The sequence below is a fragment of the Rufibacter sp. DG15C genome (assembly GCF_001577755.1).
In the GTDB taxonomy this organism is placed as follows: domain Bacteria; phylum Bacteroidota; class Bacteroidia; order Cytophagales; family Hymenobacteraceae; genus Nibribacter.
Genome location: NZ_CP010776.1, coordinates 2033905 through 2055139 on the forward strand (window position 1 = coordinate 2033905; position 21235 = coordinate 2055139).

Below are 21235 nucleotides of genomic sequence, written 5' to 3' on the forward strand. Positions count from 1 at the left end.
TTGATCTTTGCGGCAAATACGGGACGAAGAATAAATACCCAATGGAAACTTTGGAAACAAAAATAGTTTCCATTAGGTTTGTCCCAGATTAGCCATCAGCATGGAAATAAGAGAGAGAATATTGCAGGAGGCCTTGCTTCTTTTCTTCCGGAAGGGGATAAAAGCGGTGTCTATGGATGATGTAGCGGCCCATCTGTCGGTTTCAAAAAAGACCATATATAAGTGGTTTGCCAACAAAGATGAGTTGATTTATGAAAGCATGCAGCAGCACATTAAAGGAATGGAGAATTCCTGTTGTCATGCTATAGGGGACGCCAGCAATGCCATGGAAGCCATGTTTCAAATGGTAGAGATGGTACGGGGCTTGATGCAGCAGGTGCATCCTTCCATCTTCTTTGACCTCCAGAAATACCACCCGCAGGCGTGGGCGCTGTGGCAAGAGCACAAGAATGGCTTCTTTCTGCAGCAGACCAAAGAACACTTGCAAAAGGGTATCAAAGAAAAGCTGTTCAGGGAAGACATTGACGTGGAGATTGTAGCCCGTCTGCGCCTAGCCGAGGTGGAGCTGGGTTTCAACTCTGAAGTATATCCCACCACCCAGTTTGACCTCCAGAAGGTGCAGATTGCGCTGTTAGAGCATTTTATCTTAGGACTAGCCACTTTAAAAGGCCACAAGCTGGTCAATCAATACAAACAGATCACCGAAGAAGAATAATTACTATGAAAAACGTACCCAAAGTCCGCAGACTCCTTTTCTGCTGGCTTCTTTTAATGCTCCTGTCTACGTCTGCCAGTTGGGCCCAAGGACAGGAATATACCTTAAAGCAAGCCATTGACTACGCCCTGCAAAACAGAGCCAGCTTGAAAACGCTTCGCAACCAAGAAAAGATAGACAAAGCCAAGGTTGGAGAGGTAAGAGCGATTGGCCTTCCGCAGGTGAATGCGGCCGTGGATATAAGTCATAACTACATCCCTCAAAAATCAAAAGTCGATTTCGGGGATCTGGGCGGGGGAGGCCAGTTAAATGACTTCACTATTACCAGAGAACAGATAGAAGGGAACCAAGACATTGTTCTTACGCCCACCTACACGGTTCCAGAAGGTATGTCTGGTCCGCAAATCCTCTCTTTCACGCAACCATGGAGCGGTAATGCTGTTCTGTCTGGCTCGCAGCTTTTGTTTGATGGGTCTTACCTGATTGGCTTAAAAGCAGCTTCTACCTACACCCAACTTTCAAGAAAAAACACCCAGCAGGGTGAGATAGAAGTAGCTGAGCAAGTGAGCAAGGCTTATTACAGTGTGTTGGTGGCCAATGAGCAAATTAAGCTCCTAGACCAAAACCTATCCAGATTAGACACATTGTTGCGCCAGACAGTGATCATGAACAAAAACGGGTTCGTGGAAAAGCTGGACGTGGATAGATTGCGCGTGAGCTTGAATAACCTTAAGATTGACCGTGACCGAGCCCAACGCCTGCATGAATTAGGGGAGCAATTGCTTAAGTTTCAGATGGGCCTTCCTCAAGATCAACCCATCACCTTGGCAGATCAATTAAATGAAAGCACCTTGGCTACCGCAGCGCCTAAAAGCAATGCCAACGGGTTTAATTATGCCAGCCGAATTGAGTATTCTATTTTAGAAACCCAACGGGATTTGGCGCTTTTAAGTCAGCGCAATATTAAGTCAGGTTACTTGCCAAGGCTTGTATTAACAGGTGCCTATGGGTACAATAGCAACGAATCTTCTTTTGCCAATCTAGCAAAGGTAAGAGCCTCCAAAAGTGCTGGCATTAACAGAACGTGGTTTGACTATGGAGTGGTAGGACTTGGGTTGCAGGTACCCATTTTTGACGGCTTGCGCAAGAGCTACCAGATTCAGCAGTCTAAGCTACAACTGGAGAATGTGAAGCTAGGCTTTGAGCAATTGCAACAAGCCATTGACCTTCAGTTACGCCAGTCAGATGTGACCGTGACCAATACCTTGAGCGTGCTGAGGGCACAGCGCCAAAACATGGAGCTGGCAGAAGAGATTGCCCGCGTGAGCCGCATCAAGTACCAAGAGGGGGTTGGCTCTAACCTAGAAGTAATCACCGCCGAAACTGATCTACGCGCCGCCCAGACCAATTATTACACCGCCTTGTATGACGCGTTGATTGCCCAAGTAGACGCAGACAGAGCCACTGGTGCCTTACTTCTCAAATAGACTCTTTTAAGAAAACATAATAAGACAGAGCATTCTAAGCATATGAAAAAGCAATTACTCACTGTCCTTACGCTAGCTACTTTACTAACGGCTTGCGGTGGAGAAAAAGATAAAACTGCCCAACTGGCAGACCTTAAGAAACAACAAGCAGACATCACCAGCCAGATTGCCACGCTAGAAGGTGAGCTGCAGAAAGAAGGCAAAGGCACGGCACCTGTAGCAGCGGCCGTTCCGGTATCTGTGGTGAAAGTTCAGCCAGAGACCTTTAGGCATTACCTGGAGGTGCAAGGCAAGGTAGACTTTGACCAAAACGTGATGGTGAGTGCCAAGATGCCGGGCGTCTTGACCAGCGTGCGCGTGGTGCGCGGTGACAAAGTAGGCAAAGGCCAGACCCTGGCCACCATTGACGCCAGCGTCCTGGACCAGCAGATTGCCGCCCTTCGGCCTAACCTGGATTTGGCCCGCACAGTGTTCCAGAAGCAGAAAAACCTTTGGGAGCAGAAGATTGGCACCGAGATCCAGTACCTGACGGCCAAAAACAATGTGCAGAGCCTGGAGCGCCAGATTGCCGCCATGCAGGAAACCAAAGCCCAGTACACCATCAAATCGCCTATCTCTGGCGAGGTGGATGAGGTAATCCCTAAAGCAGGTGAAGCAGTGTCACCGGGTATTGGCATCATTAGAGTGGTGAATGCTAATAGCGGTAAAATTGTGGCAGACGTGTCTGAGGCCTACGCGTCCCAGATCAAAGAAGGAGATGAGGCCATGGTCTTGTTCCCAGACATCAATACAGAAGTAGCCACAACCGTGAGAGTGGTTGGTAAAAACATCAACCCCAGCACCCGCGCCTTTACAGTAGAGTTGGGCGTGAAGGAAAGTGACCGCGGCAAGGTAAAGCTAAGCCCTAACATGGTGGCCGTGGTGCGCATCCAGGACTATGTGAAAGAAGGAGCCTTGGTGCTGCCAGTAAACCTGGTGCAAAAAGATGAGCAGGGCAGCTTTGTGTACGTGGTAGAGCAAAAGGGCAACCAACGCGTGGCCACTAAACGCAACATTACGGTGGGTACCACTTATGCTGGCAAGATTGAAGTGTTGACCGGTCTTACTGCCAATGACCAGGTGATTAGTGCTGGTGCGCAGAATCTGAACCCAGGGCAAGCAGTAAGTTTCTAAGCAGAAAGAAGATAAAGCAATTGGCGCACGCCAAAGGCAGACTTTAAAATTCCAACAGAATGGAACAATCAAATAGAATTAAGGAATTCAAGCCCACCAGTTGGTCTATTGATAACCGAACCAGCATTTACATCATCACCTTGATTATTTCGCTGGCGGGTATCTTGGCCTACAACCGCTTGCAGAAAGAGAACTTCCCAGACATTGTGATCCCTACCATGATCGTGACCACTGTGTACCCCGGTACCTCGCCGTCTGACATGGAGAACCTAGTAACGCGCCCCATTGAAAAGCAGATCAAGTCGCTGTCTGGAGTGAAGAAAGTGACCTCTACCTCTATGCAGGACTTTGCCATGATCAACGTGGAATTCAACACAGACGTGGACGTGGAAGTGGGCAAGCAGCGCGTGAAAGACGCGGTAGACAAAGCCAAAACCGACTTGCCGACCGACTTGCCGCAGGCACCCAATGTGCAGGAGATCAGCTTCTCAGAAATGCCCATCATGTACGTCAACCTATCGGGAAATTTCAGTGCAGAGCGCTTAAAGACCTTCGCTGAGGATCTGCAGGACCGCATTGAGGCCCTGCCAGAGATTACCCGCGTAGACATTGTAGGGGCGCTGGAGCAGGAAGTGCAAATCAACGTGGACATGTATAAAATGCAGGCCGCCAAAGTCACCTTCGGGGATATTGAGCGCGCCATTGCCTTAGAAAACATGACCATTTCTGGCGGTACTGTGCGTGTAGGCGAAATGAAGCGTGCCGTGCGCGTGGTAGGCCAATACACTGACCCTACCGCCATTGGCGACATTGTAGTAAAATCACTGACTGGTGCTAACATCTATTTAAGAGACATTGCCCAAGTAGTAGACACCTTTGAGGAACGCGAAAGCTTTGCCCGCCTGGACAATGAGCCGGTTATCACCTTGAACGTGGTAAAACGCAGCGGTGAGAACTTGATTGAAGCCTCAGACAAGATCAATGAGATCATCAAGCAGACGCACGGTAACCAACTACCCAAAGATCTGAAGATTACGGTCACCGGTGACCAGTCTACCAGCACCCGTCACTCCTTGAATGACTTGATCAACACCATCATCATCGGGTTTATTTTGGTGACTTTGATCTTGATGTTCTTCATGGGAACCACCAACGCTTTATTCGTGGGCTTGTCGGTGCCTATCTCCATGTTCCTGGCCTTCTTAGTGATGCCTATGTTGGGCTTCTCCCTGAACATGATTGTATTGTTTTCCTTCTTACTGGCCCTGGGGATTGTGGTAGATGATGCCATTGTGGTGATTGAGAACACGCATCGCATTCTGCACCAGACGCATTGGAACATCTTTAAATCAGCTAAAGCAGCAGCAGGGGAGGTATTTATTCCTGTACTGGCAGGTACTTTGACGACGGTAGCGCCTTTCTTGCCGCTGGCATTCTGGCCGGGCATCATTGGTAAGTTCATGTTCTACCTGCCCATCACCTTGATCTTGACTTTGATGGCGTCCTTGATTGTGGCCTTCATCATTAACCCGGTGTTTGCGGTTTCCTTCATGGACCGCGGCGATGTGAAAGACCCCGCTAAGGAGAGAAGAACATTTATGCTTTCCATGATCATCATGGGTACTGTTGCTCTGGCGGCGTACGCTCTCGGGTCTATGGGCATCGGGAACCTGGTAGTAGTCATCATGATCTTTGTGGCCCTGAACAAGTTTGTGTTCACCGGCTGGATCAACAAATTCCAGTCAACTGTGCTGCCGGCCTTTATGACGCGCTATGAGAATTCACTGCGCTGGATGCTGGTTGGCAAGCGCCCGTACGGCGTGGTCGCCTTTGTGGTGGGCTTGTTGTTCTTATCATTTGTGGTGACGGCCATCCGATCTCCCAAAGTGGTGTTCTTCCCAGACGGCGACCCTAACTTTGTGTACACCTACATCAACATGCCTATTGGGACGGACCAGTCGGTAACGGACTCTGTGACTAAGATTGTGGAGCAGCGCGTGCATAAAGTGGTAGGCAAGAACAACCCGAACGTAGAGTCCATCATCTCTAACGTAGCCATTGGCGCTGGTGACCCTAACAGTCCAAGCATCCAGGCCGAATCTAACAAAGGCAAGGTAACCGTAGCATTTGTGGACTACCAATACCGCGAGCCCGGCATTAGCACCAACATGTACCTAGACAAAGTGCGTGAAGCCGTCAAAGGCATTCCAGGTGCTGAAATCACGGTAGAGAAAGAGCAGAACGGCCCGCCGGTAGGTAAAGCGATTGTGGTAGAAGTAGCCGGCGAAGACTTCCAAGGCTTGATTGCCCTCTCTAAGCAAGTAGAAAACTATTTAGATTCTGCCCAGATTGCCGGTATTGAAGACCTGCGCACCGACTTGCAGGACCAAAATCCTGAGATTACCATTGAGATTGACCGCGTACGCGCCAACCGCGAAGGACTGAGCACGGCTCAGATTGGTTCTGAGATCAGAACAGCCATCTTCGGGAAGGAAGCTTCTAAGTTTAAGAAAGACGAGGACGAGTACCCAATCCAAGTGCGCTACTCTGAACTGTACCGCAAGAACATTGACCAGTTGCAGAACATGGTGCTTACGTTTAGGGATGCGTCTGGAGCAGTGCGCCAGGTGCCGGTTTCGGCGGTAGCCAACGTGAAATACTCTACCACCTACGGCGGTATCAAGCGCAAGAACCTGAAGCGCGTGATCACGCTTTCCTCTAACGTGCTGGGCGGTTACAACAACAATGAAGTGGTGGCCAATATCCAGTCTGCGTTGACCCGTTTCAATGCGCCAGAGGGCTATGAGATTAGAATGGGCGGGGAGCAAGAGGACCAACAAGAGACCATGGACTTCTTGGGATTGGCCGGAATGGCCGCCCTGGGGCTTATTTTCTTGATTCTGGTGACGCAGTTTAACTCGGTGTCTAAGCCCCTCATTATTTTGTCAGAAATTATTTTCTCTGTCATAGGGGTATTGCTGGGCTTCTCTGTCTTTAATATGGACATGTCAGTGGTGATGACCGGTATTGGTATCATTGCGCTGGCAGGGATTGTGGTGAAGAACGGCATTTTGCTGGTTGAATTCACCGATGTGCTACGTGACCAGGGCATGGAATTGAAGGAAGCCATTGTGATGGCGGGCAAAACCCGACTGAACCCGGTAATCCTGACCGCTACTGCCGCCATCTTAGGTTTGATTCCGTTGGCCATTGGCTTGAACATTAACTTCTTCACGCTCTTCTCTGAGTTGGATCCGCACTTCTTCTTGGGTGGTGAAAACGTGACGTTCTGGGGCCCGCTGGCCTGGACCATCATTTTCGGGTTGAGCTTCTCTACGTTCCTGACCTTGCTGGTAGTGCCTATGATGTACCTGATCAATGAGAGAATCAAAGACCGGGTGCTCCCTAAGCGCAAGCAGCAGAAACATGCCGCCGTACCTGTTGTGACTCATTAGTATTTTAAGTTTTTACCCCTATGATAACTGCTACATCACCTTCTATTGCCAAAGAGGTAGTTAAAATCATCAGCAAGACCAAAGAGATTCAACCGTCGCGTTTACGGGAGACGTCCAACCTGAGCAAGGAGTTTGGGTTTGACACCGTAGACGTGGTAGATATAATTATTCAGCTGGAGAAGAGCTTCAAGATTGTGATTCCAGATGAGGTGCCTTTGAACACGGTAGGTGATTTTGTAGAATTTGTCTCTACGCACACCATCCGGCAGGCAAGCTAGATTTTACATTTTAATTGCTCATTTAAAACGCAGAAAGGCCAGGGGATTTTCCCCTGGCCTTTCTTTTTCGTTCTTGGGTCGTTTTCTAGAAACGAGGCCAAAAACGACATAATTGTTAATTGCCGGTTGTTGATTGTTTTACCTGCTGGTGTAAACACCCCCCTTCGCCCCCCTCAATGGGGGAATCCAAATAGCAAAGGCCTCTGCTACTGGCACCTGATCCAGTCTTTCCGACGAGTCGCCTAAGCAGGTTGCCGCCTCTGGCAGGACTGCGTTCATGCCACAGCAAGAGAAGTTGAACTGGTAACGGCGGCCCCTATGCAAAGGAGGCAAACTGGTACAGCGCGAGGCGGGAAGACGGGGCCCCGCGGCCGCGAGCGCTTGGCGGACAAGATGAAACGAGGCGGCATAAAGGCACTGGAGGGAAGAGCCTTCTCTAGGAATAGCCAACGGGAATGCACAAAGAGGATAGTTGAAAGAGTCTTCGTTAGATCATTAGGCGGTGCTCAGGATGACTGGGAATGGGCAGGCTGCCTACAGAGTTGTTGAAGGTAACACCGACAACTGTGCGAAGTTATCTAGACAGAATCAGGCCTTTCACTAATTCTCTGTTTTTCGCCTCATTTCCTGAAAACAAGCCAAAAACGAATTCCTAAAACTGCTGAAGCCTATAATTCTTCAACTCCTTGTCCAAGCCTTTAGCGTCTCCGCTGATCTTGTCCAGCAAAGCCCAGAAGCGCGGACCGTGGTTTTTCTCAATGGTGTGCGCCAGCTCATGCAAGATTACATAGTCACAGAGGTGCTGCGGCAGGCGCATGAGGTGCAGGTTCAGATTAATGTTATTAGTAGACGAGCAGCTTCCCCAGCGGGTCTTGGCGCTTTTAATCACCACCTTTTGGTAAGAGAAATTAAACTGACTGGCCCAGAAAGCCACGCGCTCGGGTAGGTAGCGCTTGGCCTCCAGCCTGAGCGTCTGCTCCACGGCGGACTTAATATACGATTGCACCTCTGGATGGTCCCAAGAAAGATGCTCTGGGTACTGTACCTGTAGTTGACCGTCTTTCAGTTTGCTTTTAAGTTGCGACAAGGTGTGCGGTTGCAGGTGCAACTGGTGGTAACGGGTCTTGAAAGGCTCTTCGGGAGTGAACAGAAAGGGCTTGGGCTGGTGCTTCTCCAGGTTGGTCAAATGCTTTTGAATCCAGGCGGTTTTCTCTTGTACAAAAGCTTCTGCCTGCGCCAGGGTGGCGCGCTTGGGCATGGTCACTTTCACACCCTGTCCCGGCCTGATGCTAATGCGCACAAACCTAGCAGTGGCGCTGGACACAAAGGTCACCTTGCCAATGGGGGCTATCTCTTTCTCCAGAATCTCTGCTGCGGCGGCAGTGGGGCGCTTCTTCCTTTCCATACACAAATCTTGTCTGCAAAGATACCGCTTAGCGGGGTAATTCCTTTGATAAAGCAAAAGGAGGTACTGCTTTACAGCCATAAAAAAAGCGCCTCTGGTGGGAGGCGCTTTTTCTGATAAAGTATTTAGCTCTTAGCGTACGTTACCGCCGTGGTCCATGTCATCACGGTTGCTGCTGGGGACGCGGGTGCTGTCTGTGGTAGAGGCGCGTACGTTGGTTTCGCCGTAGCCAGAAGGCACGCCATGGTCTGTGGGCTCTGCGTCATGCGTGGCCGTAGGGTCAATCTCTGAAATAGGCGTTCCTTCTACGCCGTGTAGCTCTGTTACCGGCGTAGCGTTTTGCGGAGGGATGGCTCCGCCGGTAGAAAGGCCATGGCCTCCTTGTGAGGGGCTGTTGCCCGGACCCGAAGATCCCAATCCGCTGCTAGAGGGTTTTGTCTCACGGCTTCCGCTGTACTGGCCGGCTGGCTCGTCTTCGTATTTAGCCGTGTGCGCCGATGTGTCTACCGTCAATTCATGCTGGGCTGTGCTGCCGTGCGTGTCTGTGTTTCTGTATTGGTTGCTGCCTTCCCAGGCTTGGAACTTGTCTAGCTCTCCTTTGATGCTGGTCATGAACCAGGCCAATAGGCTAATGTCATCTAAGAAGCCCACCACCGGCAGCCAGTCTGGAATAATGTCAATGGGCATCAAGAAGTAAATGATCACCGCTACGCCGCCTACAATGGTGCGGGTGGGCAGGCCGTGGTATTCACCGCCCACGGCGGCTTTTATCAAGCGGCCTAGGGTCATGAGGCTTTCAAACGCTTCGCCGGCAATGGTGCCTACGTCTTTTTTCTCTGTGGCCTTCTGGTAGGCATCGTTCAATAGGTCCTTCACTCGGGACGGCTGCTTGAGGTACTCTTCGGCTTTGGTGAGAATGCGCTTGAACAGGGGAGACTCTGAAACGTTCTTGTGGTCTTGGTTCTGGTTATTCATAGTGCTAGATGGTATCTATTCTTTAGTACTGGTAAAACCGCTGTGGCTTGCCGCCGCGAAATAACGAAAATTCAGGCAGCTTCTCTGTGCAGGAATGCATGACAAAGAGTTGGTGAAACGCCCGAGGCGCGGCAATACTTGGCTATACTGCTTTGCCCATAAATAGTTAAGCCCAGATATACAGTTATTCGGTTTTTGGCCTGATTTCTGGAAAACGGGCCAAAAACGGATTTGCTGCCAAACAGAAAGGCCAACCCTGTAGAGGCTGGCCTTTCTGTTATGTGCTAGACTGCTGGCTTAGATGGCTCTGCCGGCTGCGTAAAAGTATTTCTTGTAATAGGCTGAGTTCAACGAGTTGATCATCACGCCGCCGCGCGAGGCAGAATGGATGAACTTACCGTCTTTCAGGTAAATGCCTACGTGGTAGATGGGTTGGCCCGGTCCGCGGCGGAAGAATACTAGGTCACCGGTATTCATGGTGGCCTTGGCCACGCGCTTTACCTGGGTGAACATAGACCGCGAGCTGTGGGTGAGGGTGATGCCGTACACTTGCTTGAATACGTTAGAGACAAAGCCAGAGCAGTCAGTGCCTTTTTTGGTGCTTCCGCCTGAACGGTATGGGGTGCCTATCCAGTCGGTGACGGTTTTCAGAAGCGCTTGGTCTTCTTGGTAATCCAGTTTAAGGCCCAGGGTCTGGGAGTAGTAGCTGTAGAAAAGAGAGTCTTTTAGAGTAAGGACTTTGCCGGTCTTCACTTCTGTGCCAACGGCTGCAACAGTAGCTTCAGAAGCTAGATTGTTGTTCTCTAGAACCCATTCTGTCATCATCTCCTCTTGGGTAGTGACAGATGCCTGGTTGTAGGTATTAGCAGTTGAGGACTGGGCCTCGTAAAAGAATGATAAGAAAGATGCTGTTACTGCTAGGGCAGAAATGATGTAATTTTTCATCATCTGTTTTAATGGTGAAACATCAATTAGCGCCTTCTGCTATGGGCTAATTGCGGCTCTTCCAACTTTATTGCCTTCCGGCAAATGCGAAACAGGAAGAAGCCTTTTACAGTGGTTTTATCTTTTTTATGAGATATCCTACTAAAACAAAGTTAGTCCTGTAACTTTTTAAAAACAAGTACGTTTAAGGATTCTTTTATTGTATAAAAGAAGGAGAAAGGACTGGAAAGGTGCTAAAAAGTAGCATAAAAGGCGGGAGAGCCGTATAAAGACGGCAAAACAAAGCTATGGAAACAGCCTTAAAAAACATAAAAATAATTGAGAACTCCCTGTTTGCCCGCATTGCCCGCTGGAAACTAAAGAGCCCCAACGTGGCCATGGTCTTAGGAAATTCCATCCATTTAAGCGGGGTGACCAGAGAGAACTTCCTGAAGAACAAACACTGGGTGGCGCATGAGCTGTGTCACGTCAAGCAGTTTCAGGAGCACGGTTATTACCGGTTTCTGTGGCTGTATTTTTTAGAGTCTCTGAAGGTGGGCTACTATAACAATCGGTTTGAAGCAGAGGCCAGATTGGCCGGGGAGAAGCAGTGGTATTCTGCCGATGAGGAACCAAAGCTAGCATAACCTTACACCATTCAACTTGCATAAACCAAGAGGCCGTTTTTGGGCTGTTTTCTAGAAAACAGCCCAAAAACGGCCTCTTAACTTTTAGCTACTTTATTCCTCCCTTACTGAGCGTCGGCGCGCCATTTAATGGTGCAGCCAATGGCTTTGGTAAAGGTCTGCGCGACGGCTTGGTTGGCCAGCAAGTTGTTGAGCGCGGCCTCGGCGTAGCGTTCTGTTACTTTGCCAGGGTCTCCGGAGTTGTTGTCCAGGGCGCCAATGTAGGCTACCTTCAACTGGCCTTGGTCCGTTTTCTGCAAGATGTACAGGTGCGGCGTTCTGGTGGCCCCGAAACGCTTGGCCACTTCCTGGGTCTCATCATAAAGGTACACGAACGGGAATTTCTTGTCTTTGGCGCGTTCCTGCATCTTCACAAAAGAGTCTCCCGGCGAGGCCTTCACGTCGTTTGGGTTAATGGCCACCACGGGGTAGCCCAGCGGCGCATATTTCTGGTGAAGCTGGATGAGGCGGTCTTCATACAGTTTGGCAAACGGGCAGGTGTTGCAGGTGAACGTGACCACGTAGCCTTTGGCGTTCTTCTGGTCTTTAAGGCTCATCAGCTGGCCGTTCACGTTCTTCAGTTTAAAGTCAGCGGCAATGTCGCCAATCTGGTAACCATTGCTCACCATGATGGCAGAGGTAAGCAGCGCGAATAAGCCTAGCAGGCACAGGAGGGGAAGTGATTTTCGCATAGTATTATGGGGTAAGTGAGAATTTGGTAGACAGGTATTCTTGCAGCAGGGCGGGCGTGAGCGGCTTTTCTACAAAGAAGCGTTGCTTTTTGGCGTTGTTCAAAAACAGCGTGGCCGGCAGCGCGCCGCTCCAGGCGGGGTCAAAGGCATCAATCCAGGAGTTATAATCAGGCTCATCCAGCAGCAACACGGTACTCTGGAGCTGTCGCTTCTGCACAAATGGAATCACTTTCTTATCCAGGTCTTTGGCGAAGTCTAGGCTCACCAACAACACCTTGACAGGCTTGCCGGCGTATTGCTTTTGCAGCGCCTCAAAATGCGGAATCTCCTCTACGCAGGGCTTGCACCACGTAGCCCACAAGTTGATGATGTAGGTAGTGTCTGCCGGGGACTGCAGGTACTTCTGCAACTGCGCCAATTTTATAACCGGCACTTTTGGGCTCTGCCCGAACGCGGTGGTGCCGCCGGTCACCCCGATGACCAGAAACAAGCAAAGCAGCAGACCTTTACGCATCCTTCTTTTTCAATAAGTTTTTATAACCATGTAACGATTGCCTTGTTATGAAAGTACATAAAATACAATTTTTAACAAAGACTTAACTCAATAAAACTATGTCAGGGAAACTAACCGGAAAGAAGATCGCCATTTTGGTAGAGAAAGGATTTGAACAAGTAGAACTGGAGAAACCAAAAGCCGCATTAGAAGAAGCCGGCGCCGAAACCCACATCATCTCCCCCAAGTCTGGAAAAGTGAAGGCTTGGGACATGACGGACTGGGGCAAGGAGTTTGACGTTGATAAAAAACTAGAGGACGTGGTAGCCGCTGACTATGATGCACTGTTACTGCCCGGCGACGTCATGAACCCAGATTACCTGCGCGCCAATGAGCAGGCCGTGGCCTTTGTGCGGGCCTTCAATGAATCTGGCAAACCCATTGCCGCCATCTGCCACGGCCCCTGGACGCTCATTGAAGCCCAGGCCGTGAAAGGCCGTCAAGTGACCAGCTGGCCCTCTCTGCGCACAGACCTTACCAACGCGGGAGCCAATTGGGTGAACGAGGAAGTAGTCACCGACAAAGGCCTAGTGACCAGCCGCAAGCCAGAGGACATTCCCGCCTTCAACAAAAAGATGATTGAAGAATTCGCCGAAGGTATTCACAACCGCTAATCCATAAAACCAATAGTAAAAGCCGAGGCAGCAGAAACTGCCTCGGCTTTTCGTTTTTAGCCTGTTTTCCAGGAATCAGGGCTAAAACGACTTGGGCCTTAAAAGTTTGGCCAATGAAAAAGGGCACCCCTTGGAAGAAATGCCCTTTTGATTTTAGGTTACCAGTGGACTAGAAGCCTACGCCTACATATACCTGGAAATTACCGGCTTTAATGTTATCAAACGCACGATAGGTGGCATCTGCGGCGTCCTCAGTTTCGGCTAGGTTGGCAAGGCTTAGGTAATAGCGCGCGCCCAGTCTAAAAATGCTCAAGCGCGCCTCAAGACCAGCGGCTCCACCAAAGTCAAAGCTGTTGAACTGGGACTTGTCAATCTCTTTGCCGTTCTCTTCTACCGCCATCAACACCCCGGCCTGCGGACCCGCGTGTAAACTCACGTTGTCTGTGAAATTGAACACGCCCATCACGGGTATTTCAATGTAGTCAAAGCGCATGGAGCCGTTGTCCATCTTGCTTTCTTTGCGCGAGTACAAGATCTCAGGCTGCACAGAGAAGATTCTACCCAAGCTAAACTGAGAATAAAAACCCGCATGCCAGTTGGCCGCAGATTTCAGGCCTTGGATGCCGTCCGTTCCGTCGCCTCTAAGGGTGTTGTACATCAGGCCGCCTTTCACCCCGAAGCCAGAGTTGTCATAGGTAGGGGCGGTTTCGCCGTCACCGTCGCGGTGGTTGATGATGCCTCGGTTGAGTACGCGTTCCTGCGCCTGGGCCACGCCAAACGTCAAGGAAGCTATCAGAAGTAGAATTGTCTTTTTCATAGTGGGTTAGGTTTAGAGGATTTGCCGGTTTAGCTGTTGTAAGGCTATTGGCACAATCCGGTAGAGTATACTACCAAGCCCTAAGAATGTTGCAAGCTTTGCTGGCGCATAGCGGTTTAGCCTACAGGATTGTACCTTTACCCACCGTAACAACTAGAGTATATGCTTAAAATTGCCTGGTCCAAAGAGTACGCCCACCACCTGCCAGAAGGCCACCGGTTCCCAATGCTCAAATATGAACTTCTGCCAGAACAACTACTGTATGAAGGCACTGTGACAGACGCCAATTTCTTTCAGCCTACCCCATTATCTGAAGACCGAATCCTGCGCGTGCACGACCAAGCGTATTGGCAAAAGCTGAAGCACCTGCAACTCACGCCCTCAGAGATAAGAAAGACCGGCTTCCCGCTGTCACAGGAACTGGTAGACCGCGAAGTGCACATCATGGGCGGGACCGTAGAAGCCTCTGAGTTTGCCCTAGAGTATGGCGTGGCCATGAACATTGCCGGCGGCACGCACCACGCCTTCACAGACCGCGGAGAAGGATTCTGCCTCTTGAACGACATTGCCCTGGGTGCCCAGTATTTGTTAGACGAGCAGAAAGCGCAGAAGGTGTTGGTGGTGGATTTGGACGTGCACCAAGGCAACGGCACCGCCCAGATCTTTAAAGAGGAGCCACGGGTGTTCACGTTTAGCATGCACGGGGGTAAGAACTACCCGTTCCACAAAGAGAAATCTGACCTGGACGTGGAGCTATCCGACGGCATTGAGGACGCAGCGTATTTGGCCTTGTTGAATCAACACCTGCCACAGCTCCTGGACCATGTGGAACCCGACTTCGTGTTTTTCCTGAGCGGGGTAGACGTGCTGGCCACTGACAAGCTAGGCAAGCTGGCGCTCACTACCGCCGGCTGCAAAGAGCGCGACAGGATTGTGCTGGAACTGTGCCATCAAAACAGTATACCGGTAGTGGCCAGCATGGGCGGCGGCTACTCTACCCGCATTGCAGACATAGTAGAAGCCCACGCCAATACCTACCGCCTAGCCCAGCAGATCTTCTTTTAAGATGTTAAGACGCTAGATGTTAGATACTAGACTTTTTGAATCGTCTAGTGTCTAACATCTAGCGTCTTTTGTCTAATCTCTAGTTTTGAGTTTGGTGAAGCGGTCTTTGGCGAAGCCCTGCGCCAAGGTACGTTTGAGCAGCAGGTAGATAAACGGCACCAGCAGCAGCACAAACAGCAGATACAACATCACTTTGACAACTTTCAGGAAGAGACTAATGACCAAGGCAGACAACAGAACAGACGCAATGATCAGAAGCCAGAATTGAAGAGATGATTTACTCGAAGAACTTCGGCCCATGGGGTTAGAAGGTTGGTGATAAACTAAGTTATTCATTTTTAGGCTGTTTTCCTAAAAACGGGCCAAAAACGACTTGCCACCTAAAGGCCCAGCGCCACCGCAGCTCATACTTCGGGACCCCGGCCTGGGACAAGAGTCTTTGCCAATCTTCCTTTATAAACGCACGCTCCACAGATAATGGTGCGTCATGCTTTACTAAATGTGACTGGGAGAACGCCTGGGTGAGGGCCTTGATGGAGTAAAAAGCCAGCGGGTGCCTATGCAAATCATTGATCAGGACTGCCACATGAACTTGCTTTTGTAATCCAGAAAAAAGCCGAACCAAAGCTTTGTCTGGGAAATGGTGCAGGAACAAACTGCAGATCACAATGTCAAACTGCTGCTGCGCGAAGTCCTCAGAGAAAACGTCTACCTGTTCAAACCTGATTTCGGGGTAATGTTGGCTATGCCGGGTGCCGTAGTCCACCATGAACGCGTTAGCGTCCAGGCCTACCAACTCTACGGACTGATTTCGCTTTCGGGCCCACTGGGCTACCATGCGCAGGGTGTCGCCGCCACCGCTCCCCAGATCCGCTATTTTTAAGGTCTTTCCGGGAAAAGAGGCCAAAAACGGATGCGCCAGGATTCTATCCAGTCCGTTTCTAACCACGTCATGCCCGCCCAGGTAGTGGTTGATGATCTCCAGTTCCTTGAGGTTTTGCCGAAGCGCGTCGGTGGCCAGGGTGAGGTCATCCATCAGCTCTGGCTGGGTGCTGCGCTCACGCCACATGGTGCACAGACAGGAGCATGGATTCTAAGGTAAGGCCCGGCCCAAATGCGAAGCTGAGCACCGGTTCCTGGTGCTGGTGGGGTTGCACGTCTTTTAAAAGCGTCTGCAATACAAACAGCACCGTCACTGAGGACATGTTACCGTAGTTGCGCAGCACTTGGTAGGCGTAGCGGTTGTCTTCCTGCGTGAGGCCCAAAGCTTGTTCAATCACCTCCAGAATTTTACGCCCCCCCGGGTGTACTGCAAACAATTTGATCTCCTGCAGTTTTAAGTTGAGCTTCTGCAATAGGGATTGTGTCAATTGGCCAATGCCTTCTTTAATGAGAGCCGGTACATAAGAAGAAAGCGTCATCTCAAACCCGAAGTCATGGATGTGCCACGCCATTTCTTTCTGCCCAGAGGGAGCCAAGTCGCAATGGAAAGCCTCCAGTTTTAACGCGGTTTTGGTCAAGGGCTCGGCAGAGACCAGCACCGCCGCAGATCCATCTGCAAAGATGGCATTAGATACCAGATGGTCCGTCTCGGTGTGTTTCTGGAAATGCAGAGTGCACAGCTCAGTGCAGACAATTAATACTCGGGCAGAGGGGTCTGCCTTGCAAAAGGCATCGGCTGCTTTTATGGCGTTGAAGGCCGCGTAGCAGCCCATAAAGTAGATGCAGGTGCGCTGCACGGTTTGGGGTAAGCCCAGCGCTTCCACTAACTCAATGTCCAGCCCCGGCGCGTACATGCCCGTGCAGCTTACCGTGATGAGGTGCGTGATTTGGTCTGCCGTAAAGTTTGGTATTTGGTCTAAGCAATCCTGAGCGGCCTGCACCGAAAGCGGAACGGCATGTTCCTGAAACTGGCCCATGCGCTGCCCCACCGTAGGGAAGGGCTCCAAGCCTATGCTGTTGGGGTAAAATTTGAAGTCTCCGTTTTGCTGGCCGTAATCCTCTAAGACCGTGTGACGGGTGTTGATGCCAGACAAGCGGTAAAGAGCTTTGAGCTTGCGGGTTTCCTGCGCGTCCAGTTGAAGAGCATCGGCCATGAAGTCAGCAATTTTTTGCTGAGGCAAGGCATGCGGCGGATTGGCTGTGCCGATGGCGCAGAGGTAGCTCTTCATAATTTAAGTATAAGCAATATTAGGGGCATTTGTTTTGTGCAGGGAGAGAAAGATGCCTATGCTTGGCATACTGCAAAGGCACAGGCGTGGTTGCCTTTTTAAAAGGGTTGCCCGTGGGTTTTGCGCATGATCAATTGCACGGCGGCAGGTAGGGCTTTTAAGCTGCCAACGGCTAGTTCAGACAAGACCGGTTGCCCAAACAAACGCTGCACCCATCGGCCGGTTCTTAGCCTGGCGCCAAACTGCTGTTGCCATTGCTGCGCATAGGCTTCTTCCATCTGCTGCCTGGTCTGCTGCCCATCTAAATAACGTAGCACCTGCGCGGAGGCCAGCTTAGCCGAATGAATAGCCATGGCCATGCCGTTGCCACACAGTGGAGTAATCAATCCTGCCGTGTCACCGGCCATCAAGATATGATTCTCCACACAATTTTTAGCCGCAAAAGAAATTTCATTGATGACCTCGGGCTGCGGATATAAGAACTCACTGTTTTGAAAAATATCCTTTAGGAATGGATTCTGTTGCAACACATGTTTTTCCATTTCTGGAATGGTGCCGTGGTCTTTTAAATTCTGGCGGGTGGTGAGGTAGCAAAAGCAGAATTTATCCTCTTCAATCGCCGAAATGCCTGCATATCCATCCTTGAAGTTGTTCAGCGTAATCTCATTCTTGGGCAGTTGGGTGCGCACATGGTATTTGACGGCCAAATACGGGGACCGCTCCGTGAAAAAGCTTCTTTCCAGCCGCCGGTCCAAGGTGCTGCGTTTGCCATAGGCGCCCACCACTATAGGGCTCTGTACTTGTAGCCCATCTGTCATGCTCACCAGAAACTGGTCTTCAATAAACTGCACATCTGTCACTGTGGTTTGAACCACTGTCACGCCTTGCTGTAAGGCTAACTGATAAAGATGGTGATCCAGTGTGTAACGGCTAATACCAAAGCCCCCTAAGTCCAAAGGCGTTCTTAAACGGTTGCCTTTAGGCGAGGTGAGCACAAATTGGGAGATGGTGGCCGCGCCTAACTGCCCAGGATAGATTCCCAATTGATGCAGGAAAGGCAGTACTTCATTAGACACATACTCGCCGCAAACCTTATGGAACGGAAACTGTTTTTTCTCTAGCAATAGCACTTTTTTACCTTGGCCTGATAGTTGCAAAGCCGTAATGAGACCGGCTAGACCACCTCCAATAATCACCGCATCTGGGTTTTGCATGTCTATGGGCGCTAAGTATTGATTAAATGCAATGAAAAATACAGTATACAGGCTATCACCGCCTGAAAATTATATAAAATCCAAAACTAATTTTAGCGCTTTGCCGTTAAAACTAGGTAAAATAGGTCGACTATTTTTGGACCCTCAACGCAAAATATTTCGCATGAAACACTTTATACTTCTAGTAGTAGTTTGCCTCTCCTTTTACCAGTTACCAGCGCAAGTCAGGAAAACTGCCCCGCTCCCCACTGATCTCAAAGCTGACGCAAAAACAGAGGCTGAGCCCCTGACCGTCTCTGTATTCCCCAATCCCACCAATGGTGTAATTAATATTTCACTAGAAGGTTTTGAAGGTAAGAAAACAGACTTACGCATCATGAACGTGATTGGCAATATAGTTTACCGCGAGGTAGTATATGATCCCTCCAATCATTTTGTGAAATCAGTTGATTTAAATAAGCTGGCCAAAGGCTTGTATTACGTAAAACTTGACGCAGAAGAATACAGTGAGGTGCGAAAGGTTATTTTAAGATAATTCTACGCAATCACTTAGTGAAAGGCAAAGCTTTTTCAAGCTTTGCCTTTTTTTATACCTATTTACCTTTGTCTACTTTGCGCATCAAATTAAAAAGATACTTGTGTAAATAGCAGAATTAGAGCGCAGTAAGGATTTGCTTTTGTTTGGTGATGCATATAAAATGAGGGTTGAAGGGAATGCAGAGTAATGAATAGAAGAGCTGTTTTTTTGATAGGAAAGGAAATTGGGTTTTGGCTTTAGCTGGCAAGAGCGGTACTGCAGCAAGTAATTAACAGAATTGGGGACGCACTTGCCAGATAGAATGGTTCTAGCTGTATGAATGCGGGAGAGATAAGTGTAAAGTAGTGGCCACGCCGGGAATCGAACCCAGATCAAACGTTTAGGAAACGTCTATTCTATCCGTTGAACTACATAGCCGCGCGACTTCAGCGCAAAACAAATGTACTATAAAATACCTTGCGCTCATACAAGGCCCATTCTAAGGAAGAAAAGAATTTAAACACGCTTACTAAATGCAAATACCCTCTATTTTGAGTAGAATGTTTAAGGAATTGGAGAGCAATTTGTAATTGCTTACTAGTTGGTGTGTATAGACACTGGCTATTTGCATGGCGTAATTGCAGGTGTATTTTAGATTAATTACGTTTAATTAGCCGGGTAATTTTAATTTATTGATAGATAATTATTTGATTAATGAGAGTAATTTCTAAATTTGTCTCACCTATTAATTTCTACCCAAGAAAAAAAAACAGCATCACTATGAGAGAGCAACTTAAAAGCAAGCTTGACAAAATGCAGATGGAAGTAATCCGCGATTGCCAGAACGTGGAAGACGTGCAATTAATGTTAGGTATTTTCAGCCAAATGAATGAGGCTTTGAATCAGATTCCTGACACTATGAACAAGCCAAAAGGAGCTAAGAGAGGTCGTAAGCCAAAGAACGCTGAAAACAACGCGTAAGCAGTTCTCTCTTTACATAAGAAAGCCAGGATTTGTCTAGAAGATAAGTCTTGGCTTTTTTTATGCTATTACTTTTTAAGCCAACTTGCTCTGCCTAAGAGGCTAGGGTAGACCTCGGCAAAAATTAACCCACAATTCCTGAAAAAACTTTAAAACAGACGCCCCAGTAGGCAAAGGAAAGGGCAGTATCTTCGTATAAGCGCAAAGCTACCTAGCCCATTTGCCATTGCGCATGGCTAAGAGGCTCAATTGAGAATAGGACAAGGACCCTTAGATGGAATTTTCTGAACTGGACAGTACTTTTTTACCGGATGAGGCTGATGATACGCAGCCTGCCTTGCTGTTTATTCCAGACATAAGTGGCTTTACGCGGTTCATGCATGAGAACAAAATCAAATACAGCCGCAACCTCATCGCAGATCTGTTAGAAACCATCATTGAGGCTAACATCATCAACCTGGAGGTCTGTGAGATTCAGGGGGACGCCATCCTGTTTTACAAGATGGGACCACCACCCACCATTGAGGAGATGGTCAACCAATGCAAGCAGATTTTCCTTGACTTTCAGAACTACCTCAAGATCATGGAGCGGGACGGTTCCCTGCTGGGCACACACCTGTCAGAGAACAAACTCACCCTTAAGATTGTGGCCCATTACGGGCGCATTAGTGTGACCCAGATTAGAAGCTATACCAAGCTCATGGGCATGGACGTGATCTTGGCACACCGGCTCTTAAAAAACAACATTGAAGGCTCTGAGTATGTCTTGCTGTCTGAGGGCTACCTGAAAACCCAAAAACCTGAGGCCGTAGAGAAATGCTTTGAATGGACCCAGTTGCGCGAAGGCTCTACAGAATATGAGCACATGGGCCGGGTACGCTACAAGTATGCCTTCTTAACGCCGCTTCGGCTTTTGGTCACAGACCCAGAGGTGGAGCATAACAGAAACCACTACCCCAACACCTTTTCCTTAGAGGTGAAAGTGCAGGCCCCGTTGGACCTGGTGGCCCGCATTATCAGAAACTACAGATTGAAACCCGCCTGGATGCAGGGCATGAAGACGGCCCAGTATGACATCTCTAAAAGTGACCGTTCTGGTACCTACTGTAAATGCGAGATGGAGAAGGGCGGCTGCATTGAGATCCAGACCTTACAGTTCAAGGCCTTTGCGGACAAGGTGGAGTACATTGAGAAAATCACCAACTTCAAGATGTTCCCCAATGCGCTCCTGTTCCTCAACGCGCAAGCCGCCGGCCCGCATGCCACGTTGCTTACCCTGGAGTTTCATTACAGCCGCGTGTCTGTGGGGGATTATTTCTATGACTCCTTTGGTCGGAAGAAGATGCGGGACTTGATGGGTAAATCCTTAAAGCGCTTGAAAGAACTCTGTGAGCAGGTGCGAAGTAACATGAAAACAAAATAGGCCGTTTTTGGCCTAATTCCTGGAAAATAGCCCAAAAACCAAAGCGGCGGTAAGAATTCTTACCGCCGCTTTGGTTTTATAATAATGAGA

The 21235-nt window shown here is 49.3% G+C and carries 21 protein-coding genes and 1 tRNA gene; 11 read left to right on the forward strand and 11 right to left on the reverse strand.

Going from position 1 to position 21235, the window contains the following annotated elements; genetic code table 11:
• Window positions 1-100: 100 nt before the first annotated feature.
• Genes TH61_RS08600 through TH61_RS08620 form a run of 5 tightly spaced genes read left to right on the forward strand, consistent with a single transcriptional unit; the run spans window position 101 to window position 7108 of the window.
• Window positions 101-715, forward strand: a complete 615-nt coding sequence (locus tag TH61_RS08600) for a TetR/AcrR family transcriptional regulator (RefSeq protein ID WP_066508305.1) — start codon at window positions 101-103, stop codon at window positions 713-715.
• Between the two features lie 5 nt (window positions 716-720).
• The gene (locus TH61_RS08605) at window positions 721-2202 is read left to right on the forward strand and encodes a TolC family protein (protein ID WP_066508307.1); all 1482 of its coding nucleotides are present in this window, start codon (window positions 721-723) and stop codon (window positions 2200-2202) included.
• Window positions 2203-2244: 42 nt separating this feature from the next.
• Window positions 2245-3375, forward strand: coding sequence for an efflux RND transporter periplasmic adaptor subunit (locus TH61_RS08610; RefSeq protein WP_066508308.1), 1131 nt, complete (start codon window positions 2245-2247; stop codon window positions 3373-3375).
• 59 nt (window positions 3376-3434) lie between these two features.
• Window positions 3435-6830 (forward strand): efflux RND transporter permease subunit, encoded by a 3396-nt coding sequence (locus TH61_RS08615; protein ID WP_066508311.1) that lies wholly within the window; start codon window positions 3435-3437, stop codon window positions 6828-6830.
• A 20-nt stretch (window positions 6831-6850) separates the two neighbouring features.
• Window positions 6851-7108 carry an acyl carrier protein gene (locus TH61_RS08620; protein ID WP_066508312.1) on the forward strand — a complete coding sequence of 86 codons (258 nt, stop codon included), beginning with the start codon at window positions 6851-6853 and terminating at the stop codon, window positions 7106-7108.
• 652 nt (window positions 7109-7760) lie between these two features.
• Here TH61_RS08620 and TH61_RS08630 read toward each other — a convergent pair.
• The 3 genes from TH61_RS08630 to TH61_RS08640 all read right to left on the reverse strand — a co-directional run bounded on the left by TH61_RS08630 (window position 7761) and on the right by TH61_RS08640 (window position 10436).
• Window positions 7761-8513 carry a M48 family metallopeptidase gene (locus tag TH61_RS08630; protein ID WP_082780341.1) on the reverse strand — a complete coding sequence of 251 codons (753 nt, stop codon included), beginning with the start codon at window positions 8511-8513 and terminating at the stop codon, window positions 7761-7763.
• A gap of 132 nt (window positions 8514-8645) precedes the next feature.
• The gene (locus tag TH61_RS17820; RefSeq protein WP_071887818.1) at window positions 8646-9488 is read right to left on the reverse strand and encodes a YkvA family protein; all 843 of its coding nucleotides are present in this window, start codon (window positions 9486-9488) and stop codon (window positions 8646-8648) included.
• Window positions 9489-9785: 297 nt separating this feature from the next.
• The gene (locus TH61_RS08640; RefSeq protein WP_066508316.1) at window positions 9786-10436 is read right to left on the reverse strand and encodes a C40 family peptidase; all 651 of its coding nucleotides are present in this window, start codon (window positions 10434-10436) and stop codon (window positions 9786-9788) included.
• 284 nt (window positions 10437-10720) lie between these two features.
• On the opposite strand from TH61_RS08640, the gene TH61_RS08645 reads away from it, so the two are divergent.
• On the forward strand, window positions 10721-11059 hold the full coding sequence (locus TH61_RS08645) for a DUF4157 domain-containing protein (RefSeq protein WP_066508317.1): 339 nt from the start codon (window positions 10721-10723) through the stop codon (window positions 11057-11059).
• A 104-nt stretch (window positions 11060-11163) separates the two neighbouring features.
• Here the strand turns inward: TH61_RS08645 and TH61_RS08650 are convergent, their stop codons facing one another.
• Both TH61_RS08650 and TH61_RS08655 read right to left on the reverse strand, forming a co-directional pair.
• The gene (locus TH61_RS08650; protein WP_066508318.1) at window positions 11164-11790 is read right to left on the reverse strand and encodes a thioredoxin family protein; all 627 of its coding nucleotides are present in this window, start codon (window positions 11788-11790) and stop codon (window positions 11164-11166) included.
• A gap of 4 nt (window positions 11791-11794) precedes the next feature.
• Complete coding sequence (locus tag TH61_RS08655; RefSeq protein WP_071887819.1) at window positions 11795-12304, reverse strand: TlpA disulfide reductase family protein; 510 nt, start codon at window positions 12302-12304, stop codon at window positions 11795-11797.
• A gap of 98 nt (window positions 12305-12402) precedes the next feature.
• Between TH61_RS08655 and TH61_RS08660 the strand changes: the two genes are divergently transcribed.
• Window positions 12403-12957 (forward strand): type 1 glutamine amidotransferase domain-containing protein, encoded by a 555-nt coding sequence (locus tag TH61_RS08660; RefSeq protein WP_066508319.1) that lies wholly within the window; start codon window positions 12403-12405, stop codon window positions 12955-12957.
• Between the two features lie 169 nt (window positions 12958-13126).
• Here the strand turns inward: TH61_RS08660 and TH61_RS08665 are convergent, their stop codons facing one another.
• Window positions 13127-13774 carry a porin family protein gene (locus tag TH61_RS08665; protein WP_066508321.1) on the reverse strand — a complete coding sequence of 216 codons (648 nt, stop codon included), beginning with the start codon at window positions 13772-13774 and terminating at the stop codon, window positions 13127-13129.
• A 162-nt stretch (window positions 13775-13936) separates the two neighbouring features.
• On the opposite strand from TH61_RS08665, the gene TH61_RS08670 reads away from it, so the two are divergent.
• Complete coding sequence (locus TH61_RS08670; RefSeq protein ID WP_066508323.1) at window positions 13937-14839, forward strand: histone deacetylase; 903 nt, start codon at window positions 13937-13939, stop codon at window positions 14837-14839.
• 72 nt (window positions 14840-14911) lie between these two features.
• On the opposite strand, the gene TH61_RS08675 is transcribed toward TH61_RS08670, so the two are convergent.
• The 4 genes from TH61_RS08675 to TH61_RS08690 all read right to left on the reverse strand — a co-directional run bounded on the left by TH61_RS08675 (window position 14912) and on the right by TH61_RS08690 (window position 18224).
• Complete coding sequence (locus TH61_RS08675; protein WP_066508324.1) at window positions 14912-15175, reverse strand: hypothetical protein; 264 nt, start codon at window positions 15173-15175, stop codon at window positions 14912-14914.
• A complete protein-coding gene (locus TH61_RS08680; protein ID WP_066508325.1) occupies window positions 15168-15908 on the reverse strand; it encodes a methyltransferase domain-containing protein in 741 nt (246 codons plus the stop codon). Before TH61_RS08680 ends, TH61_RS08675 begins: the two co-directional genes overlap by 8 nt.
• Window positions 15898-17010: a type III polyketide synthase gene (locus TH61_RS08685; RefSeq protein WP_066508326.1), complete on the reverse strand. Its 1113-nt coding sequence runs from the start codon at window positions 17008-17010 to the stop codon at window positions 15898-15900. The genes TH61_RS08680 and TH61_RS08685 overlap by 11 nt, the downstream gene beginning before the upstream one ends.
• 98 nt (window positions 17011-17108) lie before the next feature.
• Window positions 17109-18224 carry an NAD(P)/FAD-dependent oxidoreductase gene (locus TH61_RS08690; protein ID WP_066508329.1) on the reverse strand — a complete coding sequence of 372 codons (1116 nt, stop codon included), beginning with the start codon at window positions 18222-18224 and terminating at the stop codon, window positions 17109-17111.
• Window positions 18225-18255: 31 nt separating this feature from the next.
• Between TH61_RS08690 and TH61_RS08695 the strand changes: the two genes are divergently transcribed.
• The gene (locus TH61_RS08695) at window positions 18256-18759 is read left to right on the forward strand and encodes a T9SS type A sorting domain-containing protein (protein WP_082780342.1); all 504 of its coding nucleotides are present in this window, start codon (window positions 18256-18258) and stop codon (window positions 18757-18759) included.
• 348 nt (window positions 18760-19107) lie between these two features.
• On the opposite strand, the gene TH61_RS08700 is transcribed toward TH61_RS08695, so the two are convergent.
• Window positions 19108-19179, reverse strand: a tRNA-Arg gene (locus tag TH61_RS08700).
• A 342-nt stretch (window positions 19180-19521) separates the two neighbouring features.
• Between TH61_RS08700 and TH61_RS08705 the strand changes: the two genes are divergently transcribed.
• Window positions 19522-19722, forward strand: a complete 201-nt coding sequence (locus TH61_RS08705; RefSeq protein WP_066508332.1) for a hypothetical protein — start codon at window positions 19522-19524, stop codon at window positions 19720-19722.
• 274 nt (window positions 19723-19996) lie between these two features.
• The gene (locus TH61_RS08710) at window positions 19997-21145 is read left to right on the forward strand and encodes a DUF2652 domain-containing protein (protein WP_066508335.1); all 1149 of its coding nucleotides are present in this window, start codon (window positions 19997-19999) and stop codon (window positions 21143-21145) included.
• The last annotated feature ends 90 nt before the right edge of the window (window positions 21146-21235 follow it).

Excerpts from the sequence above, each read along its gene's own strand:
- TH61_RS08600 (WP_066508305.1), top strand. The coding sequence starts at position 101 with ATGGAAATAAGAGAGAGAATATTGCAGGAGGCCTTGCTTCTTTTCTTC.
- TH61_RS08605 (WP_066508307.1), top strand. The coding sequence starts at position 721 with ATGAAAAACGTACCCAAAGTCCGCAGACTCCTTTTCTGCTGGCTTCTT.
- TH61_RS08610 (WP_066508308.1), top strand. The coding sequence starts at position 2,245 with ATGAAAAAGCAATTACTCACTGTCCTTACGCTAGCTACTTTACTAACG.
- TH61_RS08615 (WP_066508311.1), top strand. The coding sequence starts at position 3,435 with ATGGAACAATCAAATAGAATTAAGGAATTCAAGCCCACCAGTTGGTCT.
- TH61_RS08620 (WP_066508312.1), top strand. The coding sequence starts at position 6,851 with ATGATAACTGCTACATCACCTTCTATTGCCAAAGAGGTAGTTAAAATC.
- TH61_RS08630 (WP_082780341.1), bottom strand. The coding sequence starts at position 8,513 with ATGGAAAGGAAGAAGCGCCCCACTGCCGCCGCAGCAGAGATTCTGGAG.
- TH61_RS17820 (WP_071887818.1), bottom strand. The coding sequence starts at position 9,488 with ATGAATAACCAGAACCAAGACCACAAGAACGTTTCAGAGTCTCCCCTG.
- TH61_RS08640 (WP_066508316.1), bottom strand. The coding sequence starts at position 10,436 with ATGATGAAAAATTACATCATTTCTGCCCTAGCAGTAACAGCATCTTTC.
- TH61_RS08645 (WP_066508317.1), top strand. The coding sequence starts at position 10,721 with ATGGAAACAGCCTTAAAAAACATAAAAATAATTGAGAACTCCCTGTTT.
- TH61_RS08650 (WP_066508318.1), bottom strand. The coding sequence starts at position 11,790 with ATGCGAAAATCACTTCCCCTCCTGTGCCTGCTAGGCTTATTCGCGCTG.
- TH61_RS08655 (WP_071887819.1), bottom strand. The coding sequence starts at position 12,304 with ATGCGTAAAGGTCTGCTGCTTTGCTTGTTTCTGGTCATCGGGGTGACC.
- TH61_RS08660 (WP_066508319.1), top strand. The coding sequence starts at position 12,403 with ATGTCAGGGAAACTAACCGGAAAGAAGATCGCCATTTTGGTAGAGAAA.
- TH61_RS08665 (WP_066508321.1), bottom strand. The coding sequence starts at position 13,774 with ATGAAAAAGACAATTCTACTTCTGATAGCTTCCTTGACGTTTGGCGTG.
- TH61_RS08670 (WP_066508323.1), top strand. The coding sequence starts at position 13,937 with ATGCTTAAAATTGCCTGGTCCAAAGAGTACGCCCACCACCTGCCAGAA.
- TH61_RS08675 (WP_066508324.1), bottom strand. The coding sequence starts at position 15,175 with ATGAATAACTTAGTTTATCACCAACCTTCTAACCCCATGGGCCGAAGT.
- TH61_RS08680 (WP_066508325.1), bottom strand. The coding sequence starts at position 15,908 with ATGTGGCGTGAGCGCAGCACCCAGCCAGAGCTGATGGATGACCTCACC.
- TH61_RS08685 (WP_066508326.1), bottom strand. The coding sequence starts at position 17,010 with ATGAAGAGCTACCTCTGCGCCATCGGCACAGCCAATCCGCCGCATGCC.
- TH61_RS08690 (WP_066508329.1), bottom strand. The coding sequence starts at position 18,224 with ATGCAAAACCCAGATGCGGTGATTATTGGAGGTGGTCTAGCCGGTCTC.
- TH61_RS08695 (WP_082780342.1), top strand. The coding sequence starts at position 18,256 with ATGAAAAATACAGTATACAGGCTATCACCGCCTGAAAATTATATAAAA.
- TH61_RS08705 (WP_066508332.1), top strand. The coding sequence starts at position 19,522 with ATGAGAGAGCAACTTAAAAGCAAGCTTGACAAAATGCAGATGGAAGTA.
- TH61_RS08710 (WP_066508335.1), top strand. The coding sequence starts at position 19,997 with ATGGAATTTTCTGAACTGGACAGTACTTTTTTACCGGATGAGGCTGAT.